This window comes from Leptolyngbya sp. Heron Island J (assembly GCF_000482245.1).
Lineage (GTDB): Bacteria > Cyanobacteriota > Cyanobacteriia > Phormidesmidales > Phormidesmidaceae > Leptothoe.
Genome location: NZ_AWNH01000036.1, coordinates 15,498 through 39,605, shown reverse-complemented (window position 1 = coordinate 39,605; position 24,108 = coordinate 15,498). Strand labels below are relative to the sequence as shown.

Below are 24,108 nucleotides of genomic sequence, written 5' to 3'. Positions count from 1 at the left end.
GGCGCAACATGCCGCGCCCCCACGATAAACTAGATTATCGAAGGATATCCTAGTCTCATGGCCTACAGCGACTTTACTCTACGTAAAGTAAAAACTGATTTTGAGCTTCAGTTAGTTGAAACTGGCTCGTTTTTGCAGGGTTTTCCGCCGGTACAGCCCAGTGATTACCTGAATCAGACACTGGAGCGAAATTTATCAATCGCTATTGCTGTAGGTACTGAGAAAGCCAGGTCTGAACTGTTGATTAGTCCTATTTTGGTGGAAGTTAGGGAACGGTTAGAGCGCCAGATTAGTTTATTTTCAGGCACAGACTTTACTATAGATCCGTCCGTTGGTCTCAATGGCATTTGCGATTTTTTGATTAGCCAATCCCAGGAGCAGCTTTTAATTGAGGCTCCAGCGGTGATCATTGTGGAGGCCAAAAAGGAGGATCTGAATCCTGGTTTGGGTCAGTGTATTGCTGAACTTGTGGCGGCTCAGCGGTTTAATCAGGAAAATGAGCAGTCAATCACTGCAGTATATGGTGCTGTGACCACAGGCAGTCTCTGGCGCTTTCTGCGTTTATCGGGACAAACGGTTGAAATTGATTTGGCTGACTATGCTGTACCCCCAGTTGAAATTGTGCTGGGGATTTTGTTGGGGATGCTGAAGGATACGAGGGTCGTGTAGGGACACAACATGGTGTGCCCCTACAAAATTTGTTATTCAAAGACCTGATCGGCACTGTCTTTGATCGCATCGGGTACGGTAACACCCATGGCTTCGGCAGCGGCTAGATTTATCGCTAAATCGACGGTACTGGCTAGCTCTACAGGCATATCGCCAGGGTTTTCACCCCCGAGAATGCGGGCAACCATATCACCGGTTTGGCGACCGACTTCGTAGTAGTCAAAGCTGGCGGTTGCGATCGCACCCCGCTCCACCGAATCCGTATCCCCAGCAAACACTGGGATCTGATTGTCATTACCTACCTGAATCACCGATTCGAGTGCCGAGACAACCGTATTATCAGTGGGCACATAAATCGCATCCACCTGACCCACCAGGCTTTCAGCCGCTGTTACCACATCCGCTGAGGTCGACACCGTGGCTGCCTCCACCACAAACCCCTGTTCTTCTGCTTCTCGATTCAGCAATGACACCAGACTGGCTGAGTTAGATTCTCCGGCATTGTAAATCACACCAATGCTTTTAGCGGCGGGCACAATGTCGGCAATCAAGGCCAGATGTTCATCAATGGGGGACAGATCGCTGACGCCGGTTACCATGCCGCCAGAGGCTTCCAGGCTGGGCACCAGTTCAGCCGCTACCGGGTCAGTCACTGCCGAAAAGACCACCGGAATTGTGTCGGTATTACCTACCACTGCCTGGGCTGAAGGCGTTGCGATCGCCACAATCAGGTCTGGATTATCACCCACAAACTTCTGAGCAATCTGCGCTGCATTAGCTGCCTGCCCCTGGGCACTTTCCCATGTCCACTTCAGTGAGTTATCGGCTTGGTCGTATCCTGCTTCTTTAAGCTTGTCTTGCAGCCCGTCGCGGACGGCATCTAGAGCCGGATGCTCCACGATCTGGGTAACGGCGACATGGGGAGCCTCCGTCGCGGCTGGATCACCGTTTTCATCCGTTACAGTGTTGTTGCCACAGCCCAGCAGCGTAGCTGAAAGTAAAGCGGGTGCGATTAGGGTTTTGGTTAAAAAGCGGGTGCGTGTCATGGTTAATTAGCTTTTTAAGGAGAAAGATTTTAAGAACGTCCTCCCATTACAAAGGGGAGGTACCACAGGCGGAGGGGTTGTCGGTCATGAGCGTATCGGTCGATCCCCCCTGTCGTCTCCCTTACCAAGGGGGACAATGTACCTTAGACAGTTTTGAACCATAAGGCTCTTGACCACATTTATTCACCTCCAAACTGGGCCTTAAGCTCGGTCACTCGATCATCGTCAAGCTTTTGGAATAAGGGCGCAGGGACTTCAAACGGGCGACCGGCAGCCAGGATAGCCAAGTCTGTGGCAGCGGCCATGGAGCTGTTGCGCTCGTCCTCGGTAAGTTGGAGGGCGTCGTAAAGGGCTTCAGCGGTGTGGGGAATAAAGGGGGCGCTTGCGATCGCATACAGCCGAATCAAATTAATACAGGTACGAATCACCAAAGCGGCTTCTTCTTTGTCCGTCTTAAACAGAGCCCAAGGGGCACGCACGTCAATATACTGGTTACCCGCTGTCCATAGGGCATTAAGGGTTTCCGTAGCGCGGCGGAATTCTTGCTTGCGCAGGTGACCCCGCAGTTTTTCCACTAGCTCACGACAGGTCTTTTGCAGCTCAGCTTCCGCTTCGCCAGGGGTGCCGCCTTCAGGCAGTTCTTTACTAAACCGAGAAGCAGTGAACTTGAGAATGCGGTTGACAAAGTTGCCCAGATTATCCGCCAGTTCTTTATTGACCCGATTTTGAAACTGCTCCCAGGTAAAGGCAGAATCAGACGACTCAGGGGCGCTGGCCATCAGCATATAGCGCCAGTAGTCGGCGGGAGCAATCTCCAGGGCCTGATCAAGGAAGACGCCACGCTTGGAGCTGGTGGAGAACTTGCCGCCGTAGTAGTTAAGCCAGTTAAAACCTTTGATGTAGTCCGCTAGCTTCCAGGGTTCACGACTGCCCAGGATCGTCGCAGGCCACATGATGGTGTGGAAGGGCAGGTTATCTTTGGCCATAAACTGGGTGTAGTGGATGTCGTCTCCTTTCCACCAGCTCTCCCAGTCGTTGCCGGTGGCGTTGCCCCAGGCTTTGGTGGCGGACACATAGCCGATGGGGGCATCAAACCACACATAAAAAACTTTGCCGTCGAAGCCGTCGACGGGTACGGGTACTCCCCAGCTTAAATCACGGGTGATGCCCCGACTTTGCAATCCTTCGTTGAGCCACTTGAGGGCGATAGATTTGGTCAGGGTGGGCCACTGTTCTTGTTTTTCGACCCAGGTGCGGACTTCGTCACTGAGTTTGTCGAGCAGCAAAAATAGATGCTTGGAACTGCGGACTTCCAGGTTAGTGCTGCCGGAAATGGTAGAGCGGGGGTCAATCAGTTCGGTAGGTGTCAGCACCTTGGTGCAGTTTTCGCACTGATCGCCTCGGGCTTTGTCATAGCCGCAGTGGGGGCAGGTACCGGTAACGTAGCGATCGGGTAGAAAGCGTTCGTCGTCTAGTGAATAGATCTGGCTGATTTCTCGTTCTTCGATAAAGCCGTGTTCGGCTAGCTGGCGATAGAAGTGCTGGGTTAGTTCGTGGTTTTCGGGGGCGGAGGTGCGGCCAAAGTAGTCAAAGGATAGGCCGAAGCGTTCGTAGATGTCTTTTTGTTTCTGGTACTGACGAGTACAAAATTCGGCTACATCTAGCTCTGCTTCTAAGGCAGCAATTTCGGCTGGGGTGCCGTGTTCGTCAGTGGCACATATATAGAGGACGTCTTCGCCTTCTTGGCGTAGAAATCGGGCGTACACATCGGCGGGCAGCATCGATCCCACCAGGTTGCCCAAGTGCTTAATTCCATTGATGTAGGGAAGTGCGCTGGTGATCAGGTATCGCATTCTAGGTTTGCTTTATCGTGTGCCGGCATGCCCTATACACCCTAGCGGTTTAATTGCTTTGGCTCAATAGTAGCGAGCCTTTTTAGGACCGGCCAATCCAGATCTCCTTCTAATGACGATTTTTCAGAAAATTTGGTATGGGTGGCAAAAAGTACCCATCAGGGGCATGACAAAGCTTTATGGTCAGTTCCATACTGAAAATTATTAATCACTTCATAACAGTACCTGCTAGATGAGGCAGGAATAACCATGTCAGACAATATTTTTCAAGAAATCTGGGATGCGGACCAGGGTGGCAATGGGGTGCCTGCCCTCAGACCTGATGAAGCCAGGAACGAGACTCAGGGGTATGTTGTTGTGGATGAACGCGCCACTGAGGTTGATTCTGAGCACCAGGTGCTAAAGGAAGTGGTTATCCCTGCCGACAAGTTGGAAACCTATCAGCTATGTGAGCGAATTTTTGATAACTATGCCCTGGAGCGCGCCGTACGCGAACAGGTTAGCCCAGAGGAAACCCAGGAAGAGCTGGACTTTATTGATGCGATTCTACCGACTCCACCGATTAAAAAGGCGCAACAGTTTTTAGAAGCTTCTCTGGATTTAACCATTTCTCAAAGCCTGATGGCGGCCATGATCAAAGAGACCTGGTTTGACATGGGCACCGCTGGTGGTCAACAAGATGCATCAGGCTTTGAGCATGTTTTTGTGGGAGAACAATCCAGTAAAGCGAGTAAAGCTGGCGGTTATCATTTTTGGTATAAGTACCATCTAGATGATGCTGGCCAGAGTGTTATACCTGGCCATGATGGTCAAGATAGAATCCAGTATTTGGGTACTCGATATGAAAAAGCAAAGGAACCTGAAAAGGGAGTGCTGGTTCCTGAGGTTGTTACCTTAGAATTAACGTGGCATGCTCCCCTAGGTGATGGCAGTCACAATACTAAGCGTTTGCATAAGCCCATTGGCGGCTTTTTTGTTGGCTGTAGTCCTGAGGGGCTAATTGCCCTAGGCTTGGTCAGGTGTCGTACCCAGAGTAATAAAATCACCCGGATCAATGGTGCTGAGTATCAGCTTGACTTACACCGTCTGGACAACAACCGTAATGCCATCCGCACCTTTTTCCCACGGTTTCGCCGAGCCGATGTGATTGATATTGACGATGACAAAGACAAAGACAAAGACGAGGACCAGGATAAAGATCAAACACCTGGCAACACAGAGTCTAGTCGTTTCAGGATTGTTGCCGCTATGGTCAATCCCCAGAATCCAGAAGGTGGCAGAGAATTTATCCAGATTATTAATGCGTCTCAACAGACGGCTTCGTTACTGGGTTGGCAAGTCGTAGCACCTAATGGCACCCGCTTTGAGCTGGCGGATATTGCGGTGGCACCGGGGGATGTGTTTAAGTTTATTGTCCCGACAAGCCAAGGTGTATTACGCAATAAGGCTGGCACCATCCGGCTACGTAGTCCAGAGGGGGATATGGTGCTGGATTATCCCTATTCAGGGGATCAGGCACGGAAAGAAAATAAGCCAATTCTGTTTGGATAGGTGGTGAAATACTTGGGTCTAAGGATTTGAGTGCGATCGCATACTTCAAAGTTAATGGCACGTCCTCTTTGACAGTAGCCATTATCTAAAACGGCATCGCATACAGCTGAATTAATTGATGACTTTTGTCATGGAGTTGTAACGGTAAATGGTCTAGCATGCAACAGCCCCTTTTAAGGCTAGACACATTTATGAAGCATATTTCTCATTGGCTCGGCTGTTTAACTCTAGGTAGCTGTTTGGTAGCGCTCCCCTCATTTGCTGCCACACCTTCTCCACCGGCAACGGCCATTGCCCAAGCCCAGCAAGAAGTTGCACAACCTAACTTCGCGCAACATTTCCAAGACCTGGGAGTAGAAGGGTCAATTATCATTTATGACCAAAATCAGGATGTGACCTATGAGCACAATCGCGATCGCAATACCACCCCCTTCCTGCCAGCCTCCACCTTCAAAATCCTCAATTCTCTGATTTCATTAGAGACTGGCATTATCGCTAACGATCTGGCAATTCTCACCTGGGATGGCGTAGAAAGAAGTTTTCCCACATGGAACCGTGACCTGAATCTAAGAACCGCGTTTCAGATATCAGCCGTCTGGTTTTATCAGGTGCTTGCCCGTCGTGTTGGCCATGAGCGCATGCAACAGTGGGTGGCTAACGCTAACTATGGCAATCAAACCATCGGCAGTGTAGACGAGATTGACACGTTTTGGCTCACGGGCGATATCCGGATCACACCTCAACAACAGATTCAGTTTTTGCGTCGTCTGTACAACAATGACCTGCCATTCTCAGAAAGAACAGTGGCCATGGTCAAAGACATTATGATTGTTGAACAAACGCCAGACTATACCATTCGTGCCAAAACAGGCTGGGCACTGGCGGAGGAGCTCGGCTGGTATGTCGGCTATGTGGAGCAAAACAACAACGTATATTTCTTTGCCACCAATATCAATATGCTTGATGGGGTAGATCCCAGCCTGAGGGCAGAAGTCACCCGGCATTGCTTTGAGATGCTTGGGCTTTTATAGGCCTATTGCAGAGCGCAACGATGTGCGCCCTGCAATGATTGATGCTTCTTGCCAAGATCTACGCTGCGGTCGCCATGGGTGGCTGAGGTGTATGCAGTGTATGTATGGCTGGAATGTCCCAGGCTTCAGCAATACAGCCATCTACAATGCGCCAGACAACAACAGCGTCTAGTTTAATGGGCTGCCCTTTTAGCGTCATACTGTCTTGTACGTGGGTAACAACCAGCTCATTGCCAATCGGGATAACAGCAACTGTCTCAACGTGAAACGTCCCTCCAGTGACGACGGCCAGTTTTTCAAAGAATGTTTGCAATCCGTCTGCACCGACATAGTCACCCTGGATATTGGGTAGTTGAGAATTAAAAAAATGCCAAACGAATCCTTTGGAGAAAAGTACTGACGCATTGGCAAAATCATTTTTGTCTAAGTAGGTTTCTAGCTGTTTTAACAATTCAATATTTGCATGATCTTTCGCCATTGTTTCCGTCTCCTGATCGGTTTTGTTTAATTGAACTCACAGCGTAACGAACCGACTTAACTCTTCCCACAGCCAGGAGTCATACAATTGCATGACTTTTGTCATGGTCGTTGTTCAACATCATTGGCTAAAACAGAAATACGCTTGGCTTGACACGATATAACACCTATATTGCTTTAACAACGCTCTTCATCCGCTAAACTCTGCAAGTGTATCTATGTTGCACAAACTATCATTTCGCTGGGGTGTGTTCCTGCTGCTAACGGCCCTGCTCTCCACTGGCTGTAATGTGCCCTTTAATTCACAACCAAACGAAGATGACATTACCCCCGTTGAAGTTGAAATTGAGTCGGTAGTGGCTCTGGGGCGCATTGAGCCCAAGGGAGAAGTGATTCGACTATCGGTGTCTAATGCAGCAGATAGTCGAGTGAATGAGATTCGGGTAAATGAGGGAGATTGGGTCGAGGCCCAACAGGTGATTGCGGTATTGCAGGGGGCTGAACGACGACAGGCGGATTTACAGGCGGCCCATGCCCTGGTGCGGCAGCGGCAGGCGGAGCTGAGCCAACAAAAAACTGGTGATGTTAAACCGGCGGAAATTGAGACTCAACAGGCAACTATCGCTCGGCTAGAGGCCCAGCTAGCGGCTCAAACCCTGCAGCGTGCAGCATCGATCAATAGAGCTCAAGCCACATTCCAAGAATCTCAGACCCATTATCAACGCTATCAGCAGCTGACCTCTGTGGGTGCTACCAGTCGTTCAGAACTGGATATTGCTCAGCGAGATTATGAAACGGCCCAGGCGGATTTGGCAGTGGCGATGGCGGAAAAAGAAGAGACCGAGCGTACCCTCAGGGCTCAAATTGCAGAAGCGAGATCGAGATTGGTGGAACTGACCCAGGTAAAGCCAGAGGATATTGCGATCGCAACCGCCCAGCTAGAACAGGCCCAAATCCAAGTAGCCCAGCGCCAGGCTGACCTTGACGATGTGCTTGTGCGTTCCCCCGTAGCCGGACAAATTCTCAAAATCAATACCCAGATTGGCGAACAGGTGAATACTCAGCAGGGCATTGTAGAACTGGCCCAAACTGACCAGATGATGGTAGTTGCTGAAGTCTACGAAACAGATATTCGCAAAGTGAAATCGGGCCAGCCTGTCAAGATTACTAGCGAATATGGCGGTGTAGCAACAGAACTAACAGGCACTGTGGAACAGATTGGTTTACAAATTGGCAAGGCCAACTTTGGTGAAGCGCAGGCGGCTAATCCAACCCAGGATGTTAACGCTCGTGTAGTCACTGTTAAAGTCCGGCTGGACGCTCAGGCTAGTGAACAAGTGGCCGCATTGACCGGGATGCAGGTACGGGTAGCCATTCAGCTTGAGGCATCATAACGTTGTTTGCTTTTTCCCTATGTATAAACTAATTCGATCGCTTCTGCCGCTCGAAAAACCCCTGGCCTGGGCGCAGCTATCTCATCAAAAAGTACGTCTTGCCGTCGCCATCACTGGAGTTAGCTTTGCCAATATTCTCATGTTTACCATGATGGGGCTGCAGAGTCTGATCGCCGATGGGACAACTACCCTACATGAAAACCTGAAGGGTGATCTCTTTTTGATATCGCCGTTTAGCCCGAGTCTGAGAATTCCAATTGCCCTACCACGGGCTTATCTGCTGCAGGCTAATGCCGTCAATGGGGTGGCCTCGGCGGCACCGCTATACCTCAATATGGCCAGTTGGACAGACCCCAGTCAGCTTGGCGAAACGCCAGCGGATCAGGACAGTGGCGATGTTTTTGGTAATCAGGTGCGGGTGATTGCCTTTAATCCATCCCAGCCCGTGCTGAATATTCCCGAGGTGAATCAGGAGCGCGAACACCTCAGTGCAGCCAATTCGGTTTTCTTTGATCGTCTCTCCCAGCCCTCGTTGGGAGATATTCCAGCCCTGTTAGAGTCTGAAGACAGTGTGCAGACGCTGATGGCAGGGCGACGGGTCTATGTTGTGGGATTATTTAACCTGGGCAGTACCGTGATTGAAAAAGGGACTGTGGTCATGAGTGATTTAAATTATATTCAGTGGTTTGGTGAAACGGCCCTGAATCATATCACTCTGGGGGTCTTAACCGTAGAATCCGGCAGCGATATCGAAACGGTCAAAACTCAGCTACAGGCACATCTCCCCTCTGATAAAGTGGCTGTGTTGACCCTGGATGAACTGATTGAGAAAGAGCATCAATTTACCCAAAACGACCCCATCGGGATTATTTTTGGCTTTGGCAGCATAGTCGGATTTGTTGTCGGGATTGTTATTGTCTATCAGGTACTGTATACCGATATCAGCGATCATCTGCCAGAATATGCCACCCTCAAGGCCATGGGCTACAGTGATGGCTCTTTGTTGCGGGTGGTGTTATTAGAAGCCCTATTGTTAGCGGTTTTAGGGTTTATCCCTGGTTTTTTTACTTCCCTGGGGCTCTATCAGATATTGACAACGCTGACTCGCATTCCGCTGATTATGCAAAGTACAGTAGCACTCCAGGTGTTTATGCTCACCCTGGTGATGTGCAATGTGTCGGGCGCGATCGCAATGCGTCGTCTTCAATCTGCTGACCCCGCTGATGTCTTTTAGAACTATGGCCATCTCTCCTACCGTTCGGATCAATAATCTCAACCACAGCTTTGGTAAGAGTACCCTCCGTCGTTCGGTACTCCAAGATATTAACCTGGAACTCTACCCAGGAGAAATTGTTCTCCTAACCGGACCATCGGGCAGTGGTAAAACCACCTTGCTGACCTTAATGGGGGCGTTGCGCTCGGTACAAACCGGCAGTCTAAAAATTTTTGATCAGGAACTGCGGGGTGTCCGCAAACGGAAGCTGGTGCGTCTGCGGAATCAGATTGGGTTTATCTTTCAGTCCCATAATCTACTGGATTGTCTGACGGCTGCCGAGAATGTTGGCATGGCCCTCAAACTACATAGTGGGCTATCCGTGGCAGAACGGCACAGACGTACTGACCAAATTTTGCAATTGGTTGGCCTGGATGACCATGGTCACAAATATCCCGATCAGCTATCCGGTGGTCAAAAACAACGGGTTGCGATCGCGCGGGCGCTGGTATCTCAGCCCAAAATTGTTTTGGCGGATGAACCCACAGCATCTCTAGATAGCCATTCTGGACGCGATGTAGTCAACTTGATCCAGCAACTGGCTCACCAGCAACACTGCACGGTTTTACTAGTCACCCACGATGTTCGTATTCTTGATATTGCTGAGCGAACGCTACACATTGAAGATGGACGGCTCTGCTAGCCAGGAGGCTGCTCACGCTGCTCAGCAATGACGACAATATTACTAGGCCACAGGAGGGAGCGATTCTAGAAACTGCATCAGAGCGCTTAGAAACTTTTTCCCAAAGGTTACAGACAGCAACCCAAACAATAAAACAATGACAATAGTGGCCACCGTATTCCACAGCGTTAATGCCGGTGTCGTGATGGCTAATGGAATCAGGGCAAATATGAGGCCAAGGGCGGTACCCAATAAAAATTGGTAGCCCAACTCAGACAGGGTACGGCGTTGTTCTTCTTGCGGTGTCATAGTACAAATTCTTCCTAAAATAACTTGAGATTGCTTGTTTATAAAACAACCCATTTAACAAACGGCACTCTTCTTAGCAGCATACTACAGCCAAAGCAAAGCGGCAGACCCACCAACGTGACTATACCAAACTTAGCCAGGGGACTAATGGAGATACTATCAATCATAAATTGTAGGTAGAGAATCGGCAAAAGATGAATTAGATAAACCATATAGGCATTATCGGACAGTATTCGGAGGATTTTGCTTTGAAAATCGTTTTTTTTGCGAAACAACGTTACTAACCCGATACAAAGTCCCACACAAATTGTTGCTTCCCAGCCACTCCATAGTGCCGAGCGCCAGTCCCAGCCACCGCCTTCAATGACATCAGCTAGCCCATATCTGGCCCGGCCAATGCTGTAGCCATAGCGCAGACCTGCGGCAGCTAGCCCAATTCCTAGCCAGGTCAATCCCTGTAGGGTACCCATCCGTCTGAGCCAATTGTATTGGTAAGCGACAATTCCCAAGACAAAAAGGCTAACATATTGGGGCAGGTGGGCAATTTCTGCTGGAATCAGGCCAAATAATTGCACCCAGCGATCAATCGGATAGACAATCCGAACAATAAATGTCACGGTGCTCAGCACCAGTAAATAGATCAAAATGGTTCGATGCCCTGGTACAGAGCCCTGATCCTCGGGTGTAGCCCTGGTCAGTTCATCTGTTCGATTCATCTGTTGCCATAGGGTATAACAAACTGCATAAACCAGTAGATGCACCAAAAACCACAGATGAGCGACTTCGAGGCTGAGTGGTTGAATATAGGTTTGCAGGATAAATTCAACAAAAGACTCGGATGCTCCGTGCACGCTATACAGTACCAGAGGAAAAACAACTATGCTTAAACCCAGCAGGGGTATTCCCAACCGTCGAAACCGAGATCGTAGGAACTGTTGGGCTCCCTTGCGGGCATAGGCGGCGGGCAACAAGTAGCCGGAAATAAAAAAGAACAGTCCCATAAAAAATGCGGCATTGACTGCGAAAAAGGCTCCGAGAATAGCTGCACGTTCTGGATTGAAAATAGGCCATGCTCCGCCGGTGGGACCATAGGGCTGGGCCGCATGGTGGGCCACCACCAGCATGGTTAAAAAGACGCGCAGATTGTCTAGGAAAACTAATCGAGTGCCCATGGTGCATACATCTGTTGATGGCTATTGAGCCAATGTCAGGGCAGTTGCGATCGCACGTTCTTTTTGAGGATCGCTGCCCTGAGCATACTCAATCGGAAACGGTATCACTTCATCAGGGGTTACTCCCACACCCTCCAAACGCACAGTTTCATCCACATACACATCCGCCACTGCCACATATAACAAACTGTCGTCGGGCATGATAAATGCTCGCCCGGCAGTCACAGCACCAGCGGTGGTTGTGCCCACAACCGGGCCAATGTCGTATTGCTGAAAACCATAGGCCAAAACCTCTTTGGCACTGCGGCTGCCGTCATTGACCACCATGACCACCGGCTTTTTCCACTGACTGTGGTGAGTGACACGGGTGCGATCGCGACCAACACTGGTCAAGCTCGGGCCTCTGGCCGTATACAGATTCAGGGCCGTCAAGGGGGCACCGCCCCACCCATCTCTCAGGTCCAGCACCAACGCATCAGCCTCACTAAGGCGACCATACAGCAGCTCATCCTCTAGTTTTTCCTGATACTGATCCCCTGCATAGGACCAAATATGAACATAGCCAATTTGTTTACCAGCCTTTTCAATCACCTCAATACTGTTGTCCATCACCTCTAAGAACATGGTGATGCCGTCATACAGTACAGGTGTGACCGGAACCTGTTTCTGGCTGCTAGCGTTTAACGTAGACTGCACCTGCAGGTTAACGGGTTGCCCCGCCTTACCTAAAAACGATTGAATCGGATGAAACGGCTGACCGGCCACACTGAGAATTTGGTCACCCACCTGTAACCCAGCCTTGTCAGCAGGACTACCCTCAAAAATGGCCTTGATAAAAGTTGTGCCAGCCTTTTCACGGGTAACAATGCCGATGCCCGCATATTCCAGCCTGCCCTCTGGAAACCGCTCTGCCAACTGAGTTTCAAAGTCAGGTATACGTGGATAAAAAATGCCTAATAGCTGATAGTAGGCCGGTTCCTCTGGGGTATACAAATGCGTATGGGATGTTTCCAGCGAACCTAGCATCTGATTAATCAGAGCTACTTTTTCTGTAGGAGACTCAGCGGTAGCCACACGAGACCGATACTGTTCTCCCATCGCTGACCAATCTACACCATTAAACTCAGAGTCATAAAAGTTGTCATTGACCGTTTTCCACACAGCCTCAAACAACTCTAGCTGCTGTGATACGGCTGGTGTGGTCAACCGATGTATCAGGCCAAAAGATAGGCTAATTAAAAGCACAATTAGGCATCCTTTGAGCCAAATTCTTTCTCGTCTAAGTACCATGGAGTGCTCTTAAATACTTGCTGTACACTAGTCTCTAGAGACTGATTTCTATGATACTCATTGACCTTTTAAGGGGTTATCAGGGGTTAAGAAAGGGCCAACGAATCAGGTGGGGAGAACGAGATACAGTCCTTGAGAATTTGATCGATGCGATCGCGCTGAGCTTCGGGGACTCTAATGCTCATAATCCCAGGTAAGAAAACCATACGGGGCTGCAAGCGAATGGTTAAGGTATTGGGATAGTTTGTCTCCCAAGCGTAGGATTTCATGCGCTGCCAGGGAATAAAATTGTATAAAAAGCACAGGCCATTTTCTCTAAGTTCAAGTCTGTTTAGACCAAGTGAGACAATTAAAATAGCCAACATCCACCAAAAGGCAATTTTAAGAGATGTGTGTACAACCGTATTTGAAGCATTGGGAAAATCTGTCAGCGAGACCCATGAAATCCAGGTAATAATTGCGGCAACTACCACCTCGACCAGTCCAATCCAGAACAGACATTTATTGTGCCAGGTCCGGCCAGCATTGAGCAGTAGCCCACCTGCCTTGCGTTTGCGTAAGGGCCAGCTGATTAACCAAAGGCCAGTGAGAATCACATAGGTTAAGTAGAAAGAGTTCCAGATAGTTGGTCCTCCCAGGGTGACTAGGGTAGGGATCAAGGCGATTGCCAGCCCGACTAACATCCAGGGCAACGCATAGCCTATATTGCGTTTGGCAACGGGTTGCCCCATTGTTCTGGCTACTATCAGGTAGCCAGCCCCCAAAACTAGACCGATAAAAATGATATATCCAAAAAACCAAGCCATAGGAGTTTTTTAAAATCGGCAAGTACTTCCACCTTAAAAGCCCCAGCCTCAGATTCCCATGACAAAAGTCATTAGTCGCCATGACTTTTTGATATGGAACTAATTTTCACTCTAGAAGACACTTAACGTTTCTAGCCCCTTTCTTCAAGAGAGCTATGGTTCAAAGTTCTACGTAAGGCATTAATTGTGATATTCCAGAACCCAGACAATAGTAAAACCTATTGTATAGAACTAGGCGATCGTTCGTCTGAAACTCTACTGTTGTTACATGGCATCGGTGCAGACCATGCCATGTGGCAACCTCAAATGCAAACCTATGTAGATGCGGGGTTTCATCTACTTGTACCTGACCTGTTTGGCCATGGGCAATCGTCTAAATTAAAGACCCCACAGCTATCTAACTGGCACAATCAAATTAACTGGCTGTTAACCCACCTCGCCATAGAAACATGCACAGTCATGGGCGTTAGCATGGGTGGTGTGATTGCTCAATCATTTGTCACTCAGTATCCCCAGCGCGTTGCTAATCTCATTGTTGCCGACTCGTTTGGAGAACTGCGTACCCTGACAGAAAAGCTGTTGGGGCTCTCTCAAGTCATTGGATTTAATCTATTCAAACTATTGGGAAAACAATGGTTGGTCAAGATGATGGACGCTACCTATGGCGCTGACCATACCCAGACTGCCCGAGACTATTTTTGTCAAGTTTGTTTGCATGCTGACCTCAATCAGCTAATTTTGGCTAGAAAAGCCATAAACCGTGTGGATGTTTTAGAACAGCTAAAAACCGTCACTGTCCCAGCCCTGGTAATGGTTGGGGCTGATCTGGGAGCGTCCTTTATTCGGATCAATCAAAAGATTGCCGATGCCTTACCCAATGCTACATTCGTAACCTTAGAAAAGTCGATAGATCCATCTAATCTGGTGAATCCGACAGATTTTAATACTCAGGTGCTCCAGTTTTTGGGTGCCCCACGAAAAGATTTTTAAGAGATCTCTTAGAATGCGCCGGCCAACTGCCGGTTCTCACCATTGCAGTTAGTTGCGATCGCACAGTCGCTCACCGTCTTGAAAAAAACGACAAAAAACTACATAAGGAGACAGTTCAGCATGATCGTCTGGCACACACAAAAAACAAAATTATTTTTAGCCTGGATTTTGGCTAATGCCATTGGTGGATTTTTAGTGGGATTTCTAGAAAATAACGGGGCTCAGTTTATGGCAACGCTGTTGTTGTCGGGAGCCATTCTGGGGACGTCACAATGGCTGATATTCAGATGGTTAAATGCTAAAGGACTACGCTGGACCCTCTGGCCAGTCGCCAGTGCCTTGGGCTGGATCATCAGCACCATGATAGGAATTTTGGTGTCACCAATAATACCTGGAGTTTTGTCGTCAGCAGCAACAAGCACTGGGGAGATCTTCTGGCTAAATTTCATTAATCAGCCGATGTACATTATCTGTATGGCCATCGCCCAGGGAATGATTCTGAGCTACCATGCTCGCTACCGGCTGCGTACTATTGGTGTCTGGCTGTTGGCAAGCTGCCTGGGGGCTGCTCTTCACGGCGCTGTTAGTGCGCTCATCTGTCATAGCGTTTGCCAAACCCTCCCGAGTACACTCATTGGCATTGTGGAAAGTAAAGGGTGGGCCGTCTATGGCATCATCACTGGCTTTGCTTTGCTGTGGGTGCTGCCAACCAGTGCTGTGGGCGGTAAGTCTCCCTTAGCTCAGCCAGATTAAACCGACTTGCTAAGTAGTCATGCAAACTTAATGACACAGTCTTTTCCCAACCCTATGAGCATGGCTTCGACGTGATTTTTCAGACTGTGCCAGCTCTCATAGGCCATGATCTCGATCCACTCATACTGCATAAAGCGCCAAAGGATCGTAATCAGATTGAGTTCTGGCGAAGCGATCGGCAACTCAAACAGAAAGACCGCGTTGTGCCCACTTATCGCTTTCAAGCGCATAAAGCCTATTAGGGAAATACAGACATCCTATGGAGAGTTGTATATACCGATCCGTTATAAAACTTTATGATAGACGCCTGACGTTAGCAAAGAATTTGTTGGTAAAGTAGTCACTATCGCTTTAAACAACATCAGTGTTGTTTAAAGTAGAGTTCTCGACTCTATTGACAGAGTCTGCCACGGGAACATCTATAGACAGTGTGAGGAGTGATGCCATTGAGATAATGACGGATACGTCTTATCTTATTTGGTCTACAAAAGTGTTGTTTCTAAGTTATTGCGGAGCTGCTGATCAAAATCCACCAACATACAATCCACATCTCCTACCGCTAGGGTAAATCCGTTGGTAGCTAGGCACTAGCTATGGTCAGCGTTAATTACCTCACTGAGGTTGCTAAATTGCGCTCTCGTTGCCAGTAGGGAACTTGTTGTTCTCTCTGACAGCAAGAGGAGTATGATTAGTAACCCACAGAAGATTATGAACGTAATTCAAAAAAACAACTCAACTCCACCGTTTTAAAATCATCTTGCCAACAGCAGGCACAGCCTCAGTTTAATCACCGAATTCAATGCTGCTACGTTAACACCAGTACACGGTTTCAGATTGTTCGGGTGGCAGATGTCTCTAGTAATTTTCTCGAACGAATGATCATGCCTCAGGCCAGGCTTATCTTTGAAGCTGATCGAAACGATCACTTAGAAATTCATACGGGCTCTCCGATTAGCTCAATTTTGTCTGACAAGATTCCTTGTCATCGTGTAGCACATCAAGAGGATCACAGCCGATGAAGATATTTCCGAATACCCGGTTGCTCAAGTTTTTACGGGATGAACTTGCTGTGCCAGAGAAATCTATCGCATCAGCATTACAACAAAGCGATCAAGATACCAGTCTCTTTCCCATAGTCCTATGGCAGGATGGGTTGATTAGCCTGGAGCAGCTTGATCAGATCTTTGATCTGCTGGCCTCTACCTATGGCGCTGGTAATAGGGCTCAGTTTTAGGAAAGTTTTCTAGGGGGTATGGCGGGTCGTCCTGCATTAGGTGTACTCATGCATCTAATGCAGGCTGCTGGTGTCTAGTCAACGTACAATTTATTGCAGATAGTTTGAAACGTACCACTACTATACGCTTCAAACTATCTGCTATCTCTTTAATATGGAATTCTAGGCTCTTTAATGTTGTTTCCTTAAGCAACAGTGGTCTTACCAGCTTTTTCAGTAACTAATCGCTTAAAGCGCCAGATATAGATCGCAGCAGCCGTGACACTACCTAAGTAGTAGCCGCTCCACAGACCCACACCACCGAAGCCAACGATAAAGCCCAACCCATAGCCGCTCAGTAAGCCAACGCCTAAAAACGCAGCGATACCGACTATTGCTGGAATACGAGTATCTTGAAGGCCATAGAGCGCTCCTAATGTGGTCTTTTGCACGGCGTCAAAGATATGACCAATGGCCACTACCATGAGCATCGGCACCGCTAGTCGGAGAACGTCTCTGTTCTCAGGCTCGCTAATGTCTATGTAGAGTCCTACGATCTGTTCACGAAAGATCATTAAGACACTGGCCACTAAGACTGCTGTGACAAGGATAATGCCAATGCTAGTGCGCTCCGCTCGCTCGGTTCCCTTTAGATCGCGACGACCAAACCACTGACCGACCCGAGCAGTTGTCGCAAATGACATACCCAGCGGAATCATGAAAACCATCAGCCCCGTCTGCAGCGCAATCTGATGGGCGGCTAAAACATCAGTACCCAGAATTCCCATCAGGTAAGTTATTGCTAGAACTAGACCATACTCAAAAAAGATAGAGATGCCAATGGGTGCTCCAACAACTATCAGCACTTTCAACAGATCTACTCTCAGGCGATACCATTTTTGAAATAAACGGTAGGCTTTTAGCTCTGGATGCTTGAGCAGATAGATGATCAGCGCAGCAAACATACCCCACCAGGAGAGCGCACTCGCTAGGGCTAATCCGGCTAGTTCCATCCGTGGAAAGCCGAACTTGCCAAAGCCTAGAACATAGTTGGCCATAATGTTGAAGAGCGTCCCGCCGATCACGATGAACATAATCATGCGAGCTTGGGACAGTCCGGATACCACGCCTCTGAGCATCGCAAAACCAACGGCAGGAAACAGACCCCACAAAATAAAGTCGAGGTAGCGACTTGCTAAGGTGACTGTCTCTGGTGTTTGTCCTAGCCATAACATGAGGGTGTTGGCCTGGGAGAGTGTCCACATCGCTAAAACCGATACACCTGCTGTCAACCAAAGCCCCTGTCTCGTTACCTGCTCTATCCGAGCTTTGCAACCTGCACCATAGGCTTCAGCCACTAGTGGGCTTACCCCCATGACAACGCCGCTGAGTGTGTTGAGAACCACTTGAAAGGTGAAAGAGGCAAGTCCGCCCGCCGCTAAAACTTTCCATCCCAAATGGCCCATCATCACAGTATCGACGAAGCCAGTTGCAGCCTGGGCCATTTGGGCACTCACGAGGGGAATGGCCAGCTTAAATAGCGATCGCACTTCAGCCCGAACCGAAGAAGATAAAAGAATAGTCACGATGTCTCTAAAGTTCGTATCTAAATATGGCGTGTCTTTAAGATACGAACCTTAAAAATACAGGTATATCAGCTCTTCGCGCTTTTTATCAGGTTCTTGCTATTGCTTGAGAAACCGCTTCGGTGTAACGCCAACTTGACGTCTAAAGTGCTGTGTCAAGTGACTCTGGCTAGAGAACCCAACTGCCAGCGCAACATCTGCAATGCTTAGCTTCCTTTGGAGTAACAGCCGCTTGGCCCGCTCAACGCGACACCTTAAAACGTACTGATAGGGAGAGCACCCTAATGACTGCTTAAACAACCTGGAGAAATGGTGCATACTCATACCGACCGTTTGAGACAGCTCGTCGAGAGAGATATCTGTCGCTAGGTGTGTATAAATATAGTCGACCGCAAGCTGCAGCTTATGTTTGGGCAACCCATCTGAATAGTCTCGGATCACCGGCAGTTGTGACGAGTACGTCTTGATCAAATGAATGGCCAGGACTGAGGAAATGGACTCAGCTAACAGGCGAGTCTTGTTAGCTTCTATGACTGATGTATCAATGTGCCGACTTTCTAGCTCCGTTTTGAGCGAGAGACCAAGCTGTTGAATAAGTGGATCTCGGATATTAGGTTGAGGCAGAATTTCTAAACGATCTGCATCGAGCGATTCATAGGCAATTTGCGAAAACAGTGTAGGGGTTAGGTAAATCTCAACATATTCTGCATCCGCGTTCCAAGTTTCTTTGAGTGAATGAGTAGTTGGATAAATGCTAACGCTACCGTAGGTTTGAAATTCGTTAGTAGCGAGCCCGTTTTTCCAGGCCTGCTGTAGGGTCAGTGGCTGACCGAGATGGATGCTGATCAAACACTGCTTTGGCCGATACTCTGGCGTCTCGTGAGGCGGTTGACAGTAATAGCCAAGATGAATTCCTTGCCAAGATAAATCTTTGCTAGAAAGCAGTGGTTTATCAGGATAAACATCAAGTACAGATGTCTCTTGAGTAAAGTCGATGGCTAGGGTTCGGTGGTTAGTCACAGGATCTAGCGCGTTACAAGATTCATGATGACCTACAGGATACAGTGATTTAGCTGCTGATACTTAGACTCAAAGAGGCCATCTCACCTGAACAGGTCCTAGAGTCACATCAGGGGACTGCACAAAAAAACGAGCTCCACTTAGCGACCTAACTTCTGACGAATTTGTTCTCGTAGGGCCTGAGCTTCTGGATAGTCTGGCTGTAGTTCAATGGCTTTGTCAATGGACGAGATCGCATCGTCAAACCGCCTCAGCCCCCACAGGGCTGCCCCGCGATTACTCCAAGCCTGGGCAAAGTCTGGGTCCAGCTTACGGGCATGATCAAAGGCGTCAAATGCCTCCTGGAATCGCTGCTGTTTGAGCAAAATGCCACCGCGATTATTCCAGGCTTCGGTGTAGTCCGGGTCTAGTGCCAGGGTTTGGTCATAGAGTGCTAGCGCCGCCTGGGGTTGTCCCTGTTGTTCCAGGGCATAGCCTTTACTCCACAGGGCCTGGGGGTTGTCAGGTGCGATGGCCAGGGCGCGATCGCAAGCGGCAATGGCCTGACCATAGTTATGCAGCTGGTTCAGGCTATAGCACTGACCCCAATGACCTGCCACCTGGTCCGGGTTTTGTTCCAGCAGTTGGGTGTAGGTCTGGATGGCCTCCTGGTACTGGTTGCGATCGCGCAGTTGATCAGCTTTAGCCAATAGCTCATCCACATTGGGTTTGGGAGCAGCAGCAGTGGGCGGGGCATTAGTCGCCGATGGTTCAGCGGGCGTTGCGGTGGGTGATTCAGTCGATGTTTCGGAGGTTGGTTCAGCCGACGTTTCAGTGGGTGGCGCTGCTGCTGTCGGTTCAGGCGCACTGTCTGCCGCTGGCGTGGTGGTGGTATTGGCCGACTCAGATGAAGACAGTTCTACGTTTGGGATGGCTGCAGGCTGAGAAAACAGGTTGGCCGATGTTTGGCTATTGCGCACCAGCCCCAGGGCCACCACAGTCACAACACTCAATCCTAAAAGTGAGCGCCGGTTGTGGGCCAGCATGGAGGGCACAGCCGCTGTGGCTTTAGTCAGGGTCTGCAGAGACTGGGTCACCACCGGCAGCCCCAATTTTTCCGCCGCTACCGTTGGGGAGGAGGGCAACGGGGCTGTATCAATTTCATGTTGGGAGGGTTCATTTTGGGAGGGGCTGGCCGGGGCAACCACCTGGGTTGGCAAGCTCGTGGATCTGGTGGCAATGGGTTCACTCGCTATGGCTGGCAATGACTGCAGAGCGGCTAACACATCCGCTGCCGTGGCATAGCGATCGCGATAGTCATAGCGCACCATACGAGACAGCACCGTCTGGAAGCCGTCGCTAAGCTCCAAATCCGGGCTTTGCCAAAGCACCTCACTGGTGCGAACATCACGCTTTAGCAAATGGGGGGATGTGCCCGTCAACGCCTGGAGAGCAATCATACCCGCAGCATAAATATCGCTGCTAAACCAGGGGTTGCCCGCCAGTTGTTCATTGGGCATATACCCCTGAGTGCCAATAGAAATCGTCCGAGTGACCTCACCGTTGTTACGGTTTTCGCTGACTTGCTTCACTGCCCCAAAGTCAATCAGCACCATATGACCATCCGCCCGTCGATGAATCAAATTAGACGGCTTCAAATCCCGATGAATCACCCCCTGCTCATGGACAAACGCCAGCGGTGTCAGAATCTCAGTCAGCAAGTGCCGCACCCTGGCTTCCGACCAGAGCTGTCCCGAGCGGATCACATCAGACAGCGAGTCCCCTTCAATCAGCTCCTGGGCCAGATAAAATTCTTGACCATCTTCAAAGTGGGCCAACAACCGTGGAATCTGGTCATGCTCCCCCAGCTGATAAAGCACTCGGGCTTCGGTTTCAAACAACCGTCTGGCGGTGTTTAAGCTGGCAGTATCCTGCAGATGAGGCTTAAGCTGCTTAATCACACAGGTGGGATGATCGGGCAAATGTAAGTCGGTCGCCAAAAAGGTATGGCCAAAACCTCCCTGACCCAAAGGTTGGATCAGTTTGTAGCGGCCTCCAAGTGTTTGTTTGGATTTAACACCCAGTAATTGCATCAGGTTCATGTGGCAGTCCCCAGAGCAGTTATGCTTGCATTGGTCTCAATGCCCCATACCCTCGACACGAGCGGGGAATCAGTCAATCGGCAGATGGACAGTGTTAACCTAGCGATTCTACGTAGGAACTAGACTGGCCAATAGACAGTCCTGGTGACCGACCACTTGGGCGACATTGGATACAGTAAGATTGACCTCAAACGAGTCGTGTAGTTAAGAACAGACATCCCTATGTCAGGTAAGCCGGTCGTTATTCAACTAAATTGGGAAGATCCGGTCACTGGAGAATCCCAGTATGCGTCACGTCAGCTGCCGGTTGCTATTGGCCGTGAGGCCAGCAAGATGCCCACCCAGCTAGACCATCAATCGGTATCTCATCTGGAGTTGAGCCACCAACAGGTATCGCGCTGCCACGCCATTATTTCCATGGTCAATCGGCAGCTACATATTGCAGACAAAAGTGCTAACGGCACATTTCTCAACGGTCGATTAATTCAGCAAACGGGTCAAGCATTGAGGACCAAAGACACCATTAGGATTGGTCCTTTTAAACTAACGGCTGTGATTGTCAATGACACGGATGCTAACTCTACTGAATTGAATCGTGAGTATAGCCACGTTGCTAAAAGTGAGATGGCTACAGAACCTAATGCGATTTTGGGGTGGGTCTTGGGGGGAGGTGTTTTGCTACTGCTCGGGATTGGTCTGTGGTTTGCTGCCCAGGTATTACTCAACCGGGCTCGGCCTACGATTGACTCTGACCCAGCAGAATCCTCTCTAAATATCTCTAATCCGGAAGTTGGTGCCCTTGAGATTTCCACGACGGTCTAAACGCCTGCTACGCCGCTTTAAACCCTGGGTTTGGCTCGGTCTGGCCCTGATGGTTTGCATTTGGCTAGGTTTGAGCTCCCCGGTGCGATCGCAGCCATCTCCGCTCAGGGAGCCAACAGCGAAGGTTGTGGTCAATGGTAGTCGCGTTTTTGACATCCAGGGAGTTGGCAATTTTACAGCCGCCGCTCGTGCCCGCAGCATTAATCAGCGGCTGCAGGAAGAGGTGCAAAAACCTGAACCGCCTGAAATTGAGGTGGTTATTGTTGAGGAAACGGGTCTAGTTACTTTGCAAAGTCGGGGAGTCCTGCTAGCAACAGTAACAGAGGTTGATCTAAAGACCCCTGGCTATCAGCTGGAGCAACAGGCAAACGACTGGGCTCGCCTCCTGGAAGAGGCCCTGCGCGATGGCCAGCGAGAACGCAGTCCAGCCTATTTGCAGCGGGCCTTGCTTTATGGGCTGGTGGTGTTAGGGGGTGCGATCGCCATCCATCTGCTCCTGCGCATTGTCGGTCGCCGCGCTACTCGGGCTTTAAACCAATGGTTTCTCTCCCCCAACCATGCCTCAACCGCTTGGGAAGAGCCAGCTAAATTCTTTTGGCGACTGGGGTTAATCGGTCTAAAAGTAGGTCTGTGGCTGATTGTTGCCATTTACATTACCGATCTGTTTCCACAGCTACGCAGCTGGCGTCATACGGTTTCTACACTGCTCACTGCCAATAATATTGCCCTGGGGGATAACCAGTACTCGGCCCTGAACCTGCTGCTGCTGTTGGCCCTCACCATTGGTCTGTGGTCGGCGGCCCAGGTAATCTCCAAACTTTTCCGTAACTATGTATTGCAAAGAGCCCGGATAGAACCCCGACTCCAGGATATTCTCAGCATCCTGGTGCAATATGGCCTGCTCTTTTTAGGGGTGATAGTGCTGCTCCAGATCCTGGGCATAGACGCTAGTTCTCTTGCCATTTTAGCCAGTCTGCTAGGTGTAGGTCTTGGTTTTGGTATACAAAACATCACCAACAACTTTATTAGTGGTTTTATCATCACCCTGGAGCGCCCGATTCAGGTAGGAGACTTTATCAAAATTGGTGACCTGGTGGGTATTGTCAAACAGGTGGGAGCCCGCAGTACGGAGATTAATACTCTCGACCAGGTCACTATTATTGTGCCAAATTCACGGTTTTTAGAAAGCGAGGTGATCAACTGGAGCCATGGCGATCCGGTTTCTCGGCTGCGGGTGCCGGTGGGTGTGGCTTATGGGTCTGATATTGCCCAGGTAAAAACTGCGTTATTGGAAGCGGTCAAACGACATCCGGAAGTGTTGCTACGCCCGAAACCAGAGATCTGGTTTCAAAGTTTTGGGGATAGTTCGCTCAATTTTGAGATTATGGTGTGGACTGGTGACCCGCGCAAACAGTTTCGGGTGAAAAGTGATTTGAACTATGCGATCGAAGATAGTCTGCGACGTCATGGCCTTGAGGTGCCGTTTCCTCAACAGGATCTGCATTTGCGATCGCCCCAGCTAGACGAGATTTTGGAACTACTCAAACAACAGGCTATTGGTATATCTGGTCAGGCTAGCACTCAGCCCAGCTCGCTATCGCTCTCGTCAGCCGACCTATCAGCCGAAGCACCGGTTGAACAAACTACAGAACAGTCGTCACCGCTACCGGATCTGTTAGCTAATCTCGATCTGGAAGCGTTAGCTGAGGCGATGCAGGGGCCATACGGGATTGAACTGCAGGCTCATCCAGAGCAGCCAGAGACCGAGGAGACTGAATTGACTCAGCCTACCTACTTTACAGGAACAGATGCTGTGGATTGGCTGGAGCAAAAGCGGGACTACACCCATGATGGGGCAATGCTAGTAGGTCAATGGCTTTTGCATAAAGGTCTGATTATTGCAGAAATAGAGGGGCAAGACTTTGAGGATAGTCAGGTTCTTTATCGGTTCTATCAAAACTGATGATCGAGGTTTGCGAAGAGTTTTTCAACAGTTTTAAGGGATTTTGAAAACCTTAAGGAAGCAAAGCTTCCAGCTATCAATTAGGTTTTTGTTGAATTTTTGAAAGTGCGGCTAAAAAGGAAAAGTCTTCCAGAAGAGCCCTGATTGCTTGTAGATAATCTGCCGTTTTGAGATGCTTGATGATATT

At 49.4% G+C, this 24,108-nt stretch carries 23 protein-coding genes; 12 read left to right on the top strand and 11 right to left on the bottom strand.

Annotated features, from left to right (window positions below):
* The first annotated feature begins 57 nt into the window (after positions 1–57).
* On the top strand, positions 58–669 hold the full coding sequence (locus N836_RS49620) for a hypothetical protein (protein WP_023072219.1): 612 nt from the start codon (positions 58–60) through the stop codon (positions 667–669).
* Positions 670–701: 32 nt separating this feature from the next.
* Here the strand turns inward: N836_RS49620 and N836_RS49615 are convergent, their stop codons facing one another.
* On the bottom strand, positions 702–1,715 hold the full coding sequence (locus N836_RS49615) for an ABC transporter substrate-binding protein (RefSeq protein WP_023072218.1): 1,014 nt from the start codon (positions 1,713–1,715) through the stop codon (positions 702–704).
* Positions 1,716–1,894: 179 nt separating this feature from the next.
* Positions 1,895–3,568 carry a methionine--tRNA ligase gene (gene metG / locus N836_RS49610; protein WP_023072217.1) on the bottom strand — a complete coding sequence of 558 codons (1,674 nt, stop codon included), beginning with the start codon at positions 3,566–3,568 and terminating at the stop codon, positions 1,895–1,897.
* A 249-nt stretch (positions 3,569–3,817) separates the two neighbouring features.
* Between metG and N836_RS49605 the strand changes: the two genes are divergently transcribed.
* Positions 3,818–5,119, top strand: coding sequence for a poly -specific endoribonuclease-b (locus N836_RS49605; protein ID WP_023072216.1), 1,302 nt, complete (start codon positions 3,818–3,820; stop codon positions 5,117–5,119).
* 191 nt (positions 5,120–5,310) lie between these two features.
* On the top strand, positions 5,311–6,150 hold the full coding sequence (blaOXA, locus tag N836_RS49600; protein ID WP_023072215.1) for a class D beta-lactamase: 840 nt from the start codon (positions 5,311–5,313) through the stop codon (positions 6,148–6,150).
* Positions 6,151–6,208: 58 nt separating this feature from the next.
* Here the strand turns inward: blaOXA and N836_RS49595 are convergent, their stop codons facing one another.
* A complete protein-coding gene (locus tag N836_RS49595) occupies positions 6,209–6,628 on the bottom strand; it encodes a nuclear transport factor 2 family protein (protein ID WP_023072214.1) in 420 nt (139 codons plus the stop codon).
* A gap of 217 nt (positions 6,629–6,845) precedes the next feature.
* On the opposite strand from N836_RS49595, the gene N836_RS49590 reads away from it, so the two are divergent.
* From N836_RS49590 to N836_RS49580, 3 genes are read left to right on the top strand one after another with little or no spacing between them, the layout of a single operon-like run.
* Positions 6,846–8,021, top strand: coding sequence for an HlyD family efflux transporter periplasmic adaptor subunit (locus N836_RS49590; protein ID WP_023072213.1), 1,176 nt, complete (start codon positions 6,846–6,848; stop codon positions 8,019–8,021).
* A gap of 19 nt (positions 8,022–8,040) precedes the next feature.
* Entirely contained in the window at positions 8,041–9,255 is a 1,215-nt protein-coding gene (gene devC / locus N836_RS49585; RefSeq protein WP_023072212.1) for an ABC transporter permease DevC, read from the top strand.
* Between the two features lie 4 nt (positions 9,256–9,259).
* Complete coding sequence (locus N836_RS49580; RefSeq protein WP_023072211.1) at positions 9,260–9,937, top strand: ATP-binding cassette domain-containing protein; 678 nt, start codon at positions 9,260–9,262, stop codon at positions 9,935–9,937.
* 42 nt (positions 9,938–9,979) lie between these two features.
* Here N836_RS49580 and N836_RS49575 read toward each other — a convergent pair whose 3' ends face one another.
* From N836_RS49575 to N836_RS49560, 4 genes are all read right to left on the bottom strand, one after another.
* A complete protein-coding gene (locus tag N836_RS49575; RefSeq protein WP_023072210.1) occupies positions 9,980–10,225 on the bottom strand; it encodes a hypothetical protein in 246 nt (81 codons plus the stop codon).
* Between the two features lie 38 nt (positions 10,226–10,263).
* Positions 10,264–11,397, bottom strand: coding sequence for an acyltransferase family protein (locus tag N836_RS49570; protein ID WP_023072209.1), 1,134 nt, complete (start codon positions 11,395–11,397; stop codon positions 10,264–10,266).
* 21 nt (positions 11,398–11,418) lie between these two features.
* Complete coding sequence (locus N836_RS49565; RefSeq protein ID WP_023072208.1) at positions 11,419–12,687, bottom strand: S41 family peptidase; 1,269 nt, start codon at positions 12,685–12,687, stop codon at positions 11,419–11,421.
* Positions 12,688–12,773: 86 nt separating this feature from the next.
* Positions 12,774–13,493 (bottom strand): hypothetical protein, encoded by a 720-nt coding sequence (locus N836_RS49560; RefSeq protein WP_023072207.1) that lies wholly within the window; start codon positions 13,491–13,493, stop codon positions 12,774–12,776.
* A 186-nt stretch (positions 13,494–13,679) separates the two neighbouring features.
* Here N836_RS49560 and N836_RS73175 point away from each other — a divergent pair, with 186 nt between their 5' ends.
* Positions 13,680–14,483 carry an alpha/beta fold hydrolase gene (locus N836_RS73175; protein ID WP_071789039.1) on the top strand — a complete coding sequence of 268 codons (804 nt, stop codon included), beginning with the start codon at positions 13,680–13,682 and terminating at the stop codon, positions 14,481–14,483.
* A gap of 120 nt (positions 14,484–14,603) precedes the next feature.
* Complete coding sequence (locus N836_RS49555; protein WP_023072205.1) at positions 14,604–15,236, top strand: hypothetical protein; 633 nt, start codon at positions 14,604–14,606, stop codon at positions 15,234–15,236.
* A gap of 17 nt (positions 15,237–15,253) precedes the next feature.
* Here N836_RS49555 and N836_RS49550 read toward each other — a convergent pair whose 3' ends face one another.
* Positions 15,254–15,466, bottom strand: a complete 213-nt coding sequence (locus tag N836_RS49550) for a transposase (protein WP_023072204.1) — start codon at positions 15,464–15,466, stop codon at positions 15,254–15,256.
* A 564-nt stretch (positions 15,467–16,030) separates the two neighbouring features.
* Between N836_RS49550 and N836_RS0137750 the strand changes: the two genes are divergently transcribed.
* Positions 16,031–16,255 carry a DUF1830 domain-containing protein gene (locus N836_RS0137750; protein ID WP_051394551.1) on the top strand — a complete coding sequence of 75 codons (225 nt, stop codon included), beginning with the start codon at positions 16,031–16,033 and terminating at the stop codon, positions 16,253–16,255.
* Positions 16,252–16,470 carry a DUF2949 domain-containing protein gene (locus N836_RS49545; protein ID WP_023072202.1) on the top strand — a complete coding sequence of 73 codons (219 nt, stop codon included), beginning with the start codon at positions 16,252–16,254 and terminating at the stop codon, positions 16,468–16,470. The genes N836_RS0137750 and N836_RS49545 overlap by 4 nt, the downstream gene beginning before the upstream one ends.
* A gap of 185 nt (positions 16,471–16,655) precedes the next feature.
* On the opposite strand, the gene N836_RS49540 is transcribed toward N836_RS49545, so the two are convergent.
* The 3 genes from N836_RS49540 to N836_RS49530 all read right to left on the bottom strand — a co-directional run bounded on the left by N836_RS49540 (position 16,656) and on the right by N836_RS49530 (position 21,136).
* Positions 16,656–18,035, bottom strand: coding sequence for an MATE family efflux transporter (locus N836_RS49540; RefSeq protein WP_023072201.1), 1,380 nt, complete (start codon positions 18,033–18,035; stop codon positions 16,656–16,658).
* 99 nt (positions 18,036–18,134) lie between these two features.
* Positions 18,135–19,055 (bottom strand): helix-turn-helix domain-containing protein, encoded by a 921-nt coding sequence (locus N836_RS49535; protein WP_023072200.1) that lies wholly within the window; start codon positions 19,053–19,055, stop codon positions 18,135–18,137.
* Between the two features lie 140 nt (positions 19,056–19,195).
* Positions 19,196–21,136 (bottom strand): protein kinase domain-containing protein, encoded by a 1,941-nt coding sequence (locus tag N836_RS49530; RefSeq protein ID WP_023072199.1) that lies wholly within the window; start codon positions 21,134–21,136, stop codon positions 19,196–19,198.
* Between the two features lie 222 nt (positions 21,137–21,358).
* Here N836_RS49530 and N836_RS49525 point away from each other — a divergent pair, with 222 nt between their 5' ends.
* A complete protein-coding gene (locus N836_RS49525) occupies positions 21,359–21,958 on the top strand; it encodes an FHA domain-containing protein (protein WP_023072198.1) in 600 nt (199 codons plus the stop codon).
* The gene (locus N836_RS49520; protein ID WP_200867405.1) at positions 21,936–23,921 is read left to right on the top strand and encodes a mechanosensitive ion channel domain-containing protein; all 1,986 of its coding nucleotides are present in this window, start codon (positions 21,936–21,938) and stop codon (positions 23,919–23,921) included. Before N836_RS49525 ends, N836_RS49520 begins: the two co-directional genes overlap by 23 nt.
* Positions 23,922–24,108 lie beyond the last annotated feature (187 nt).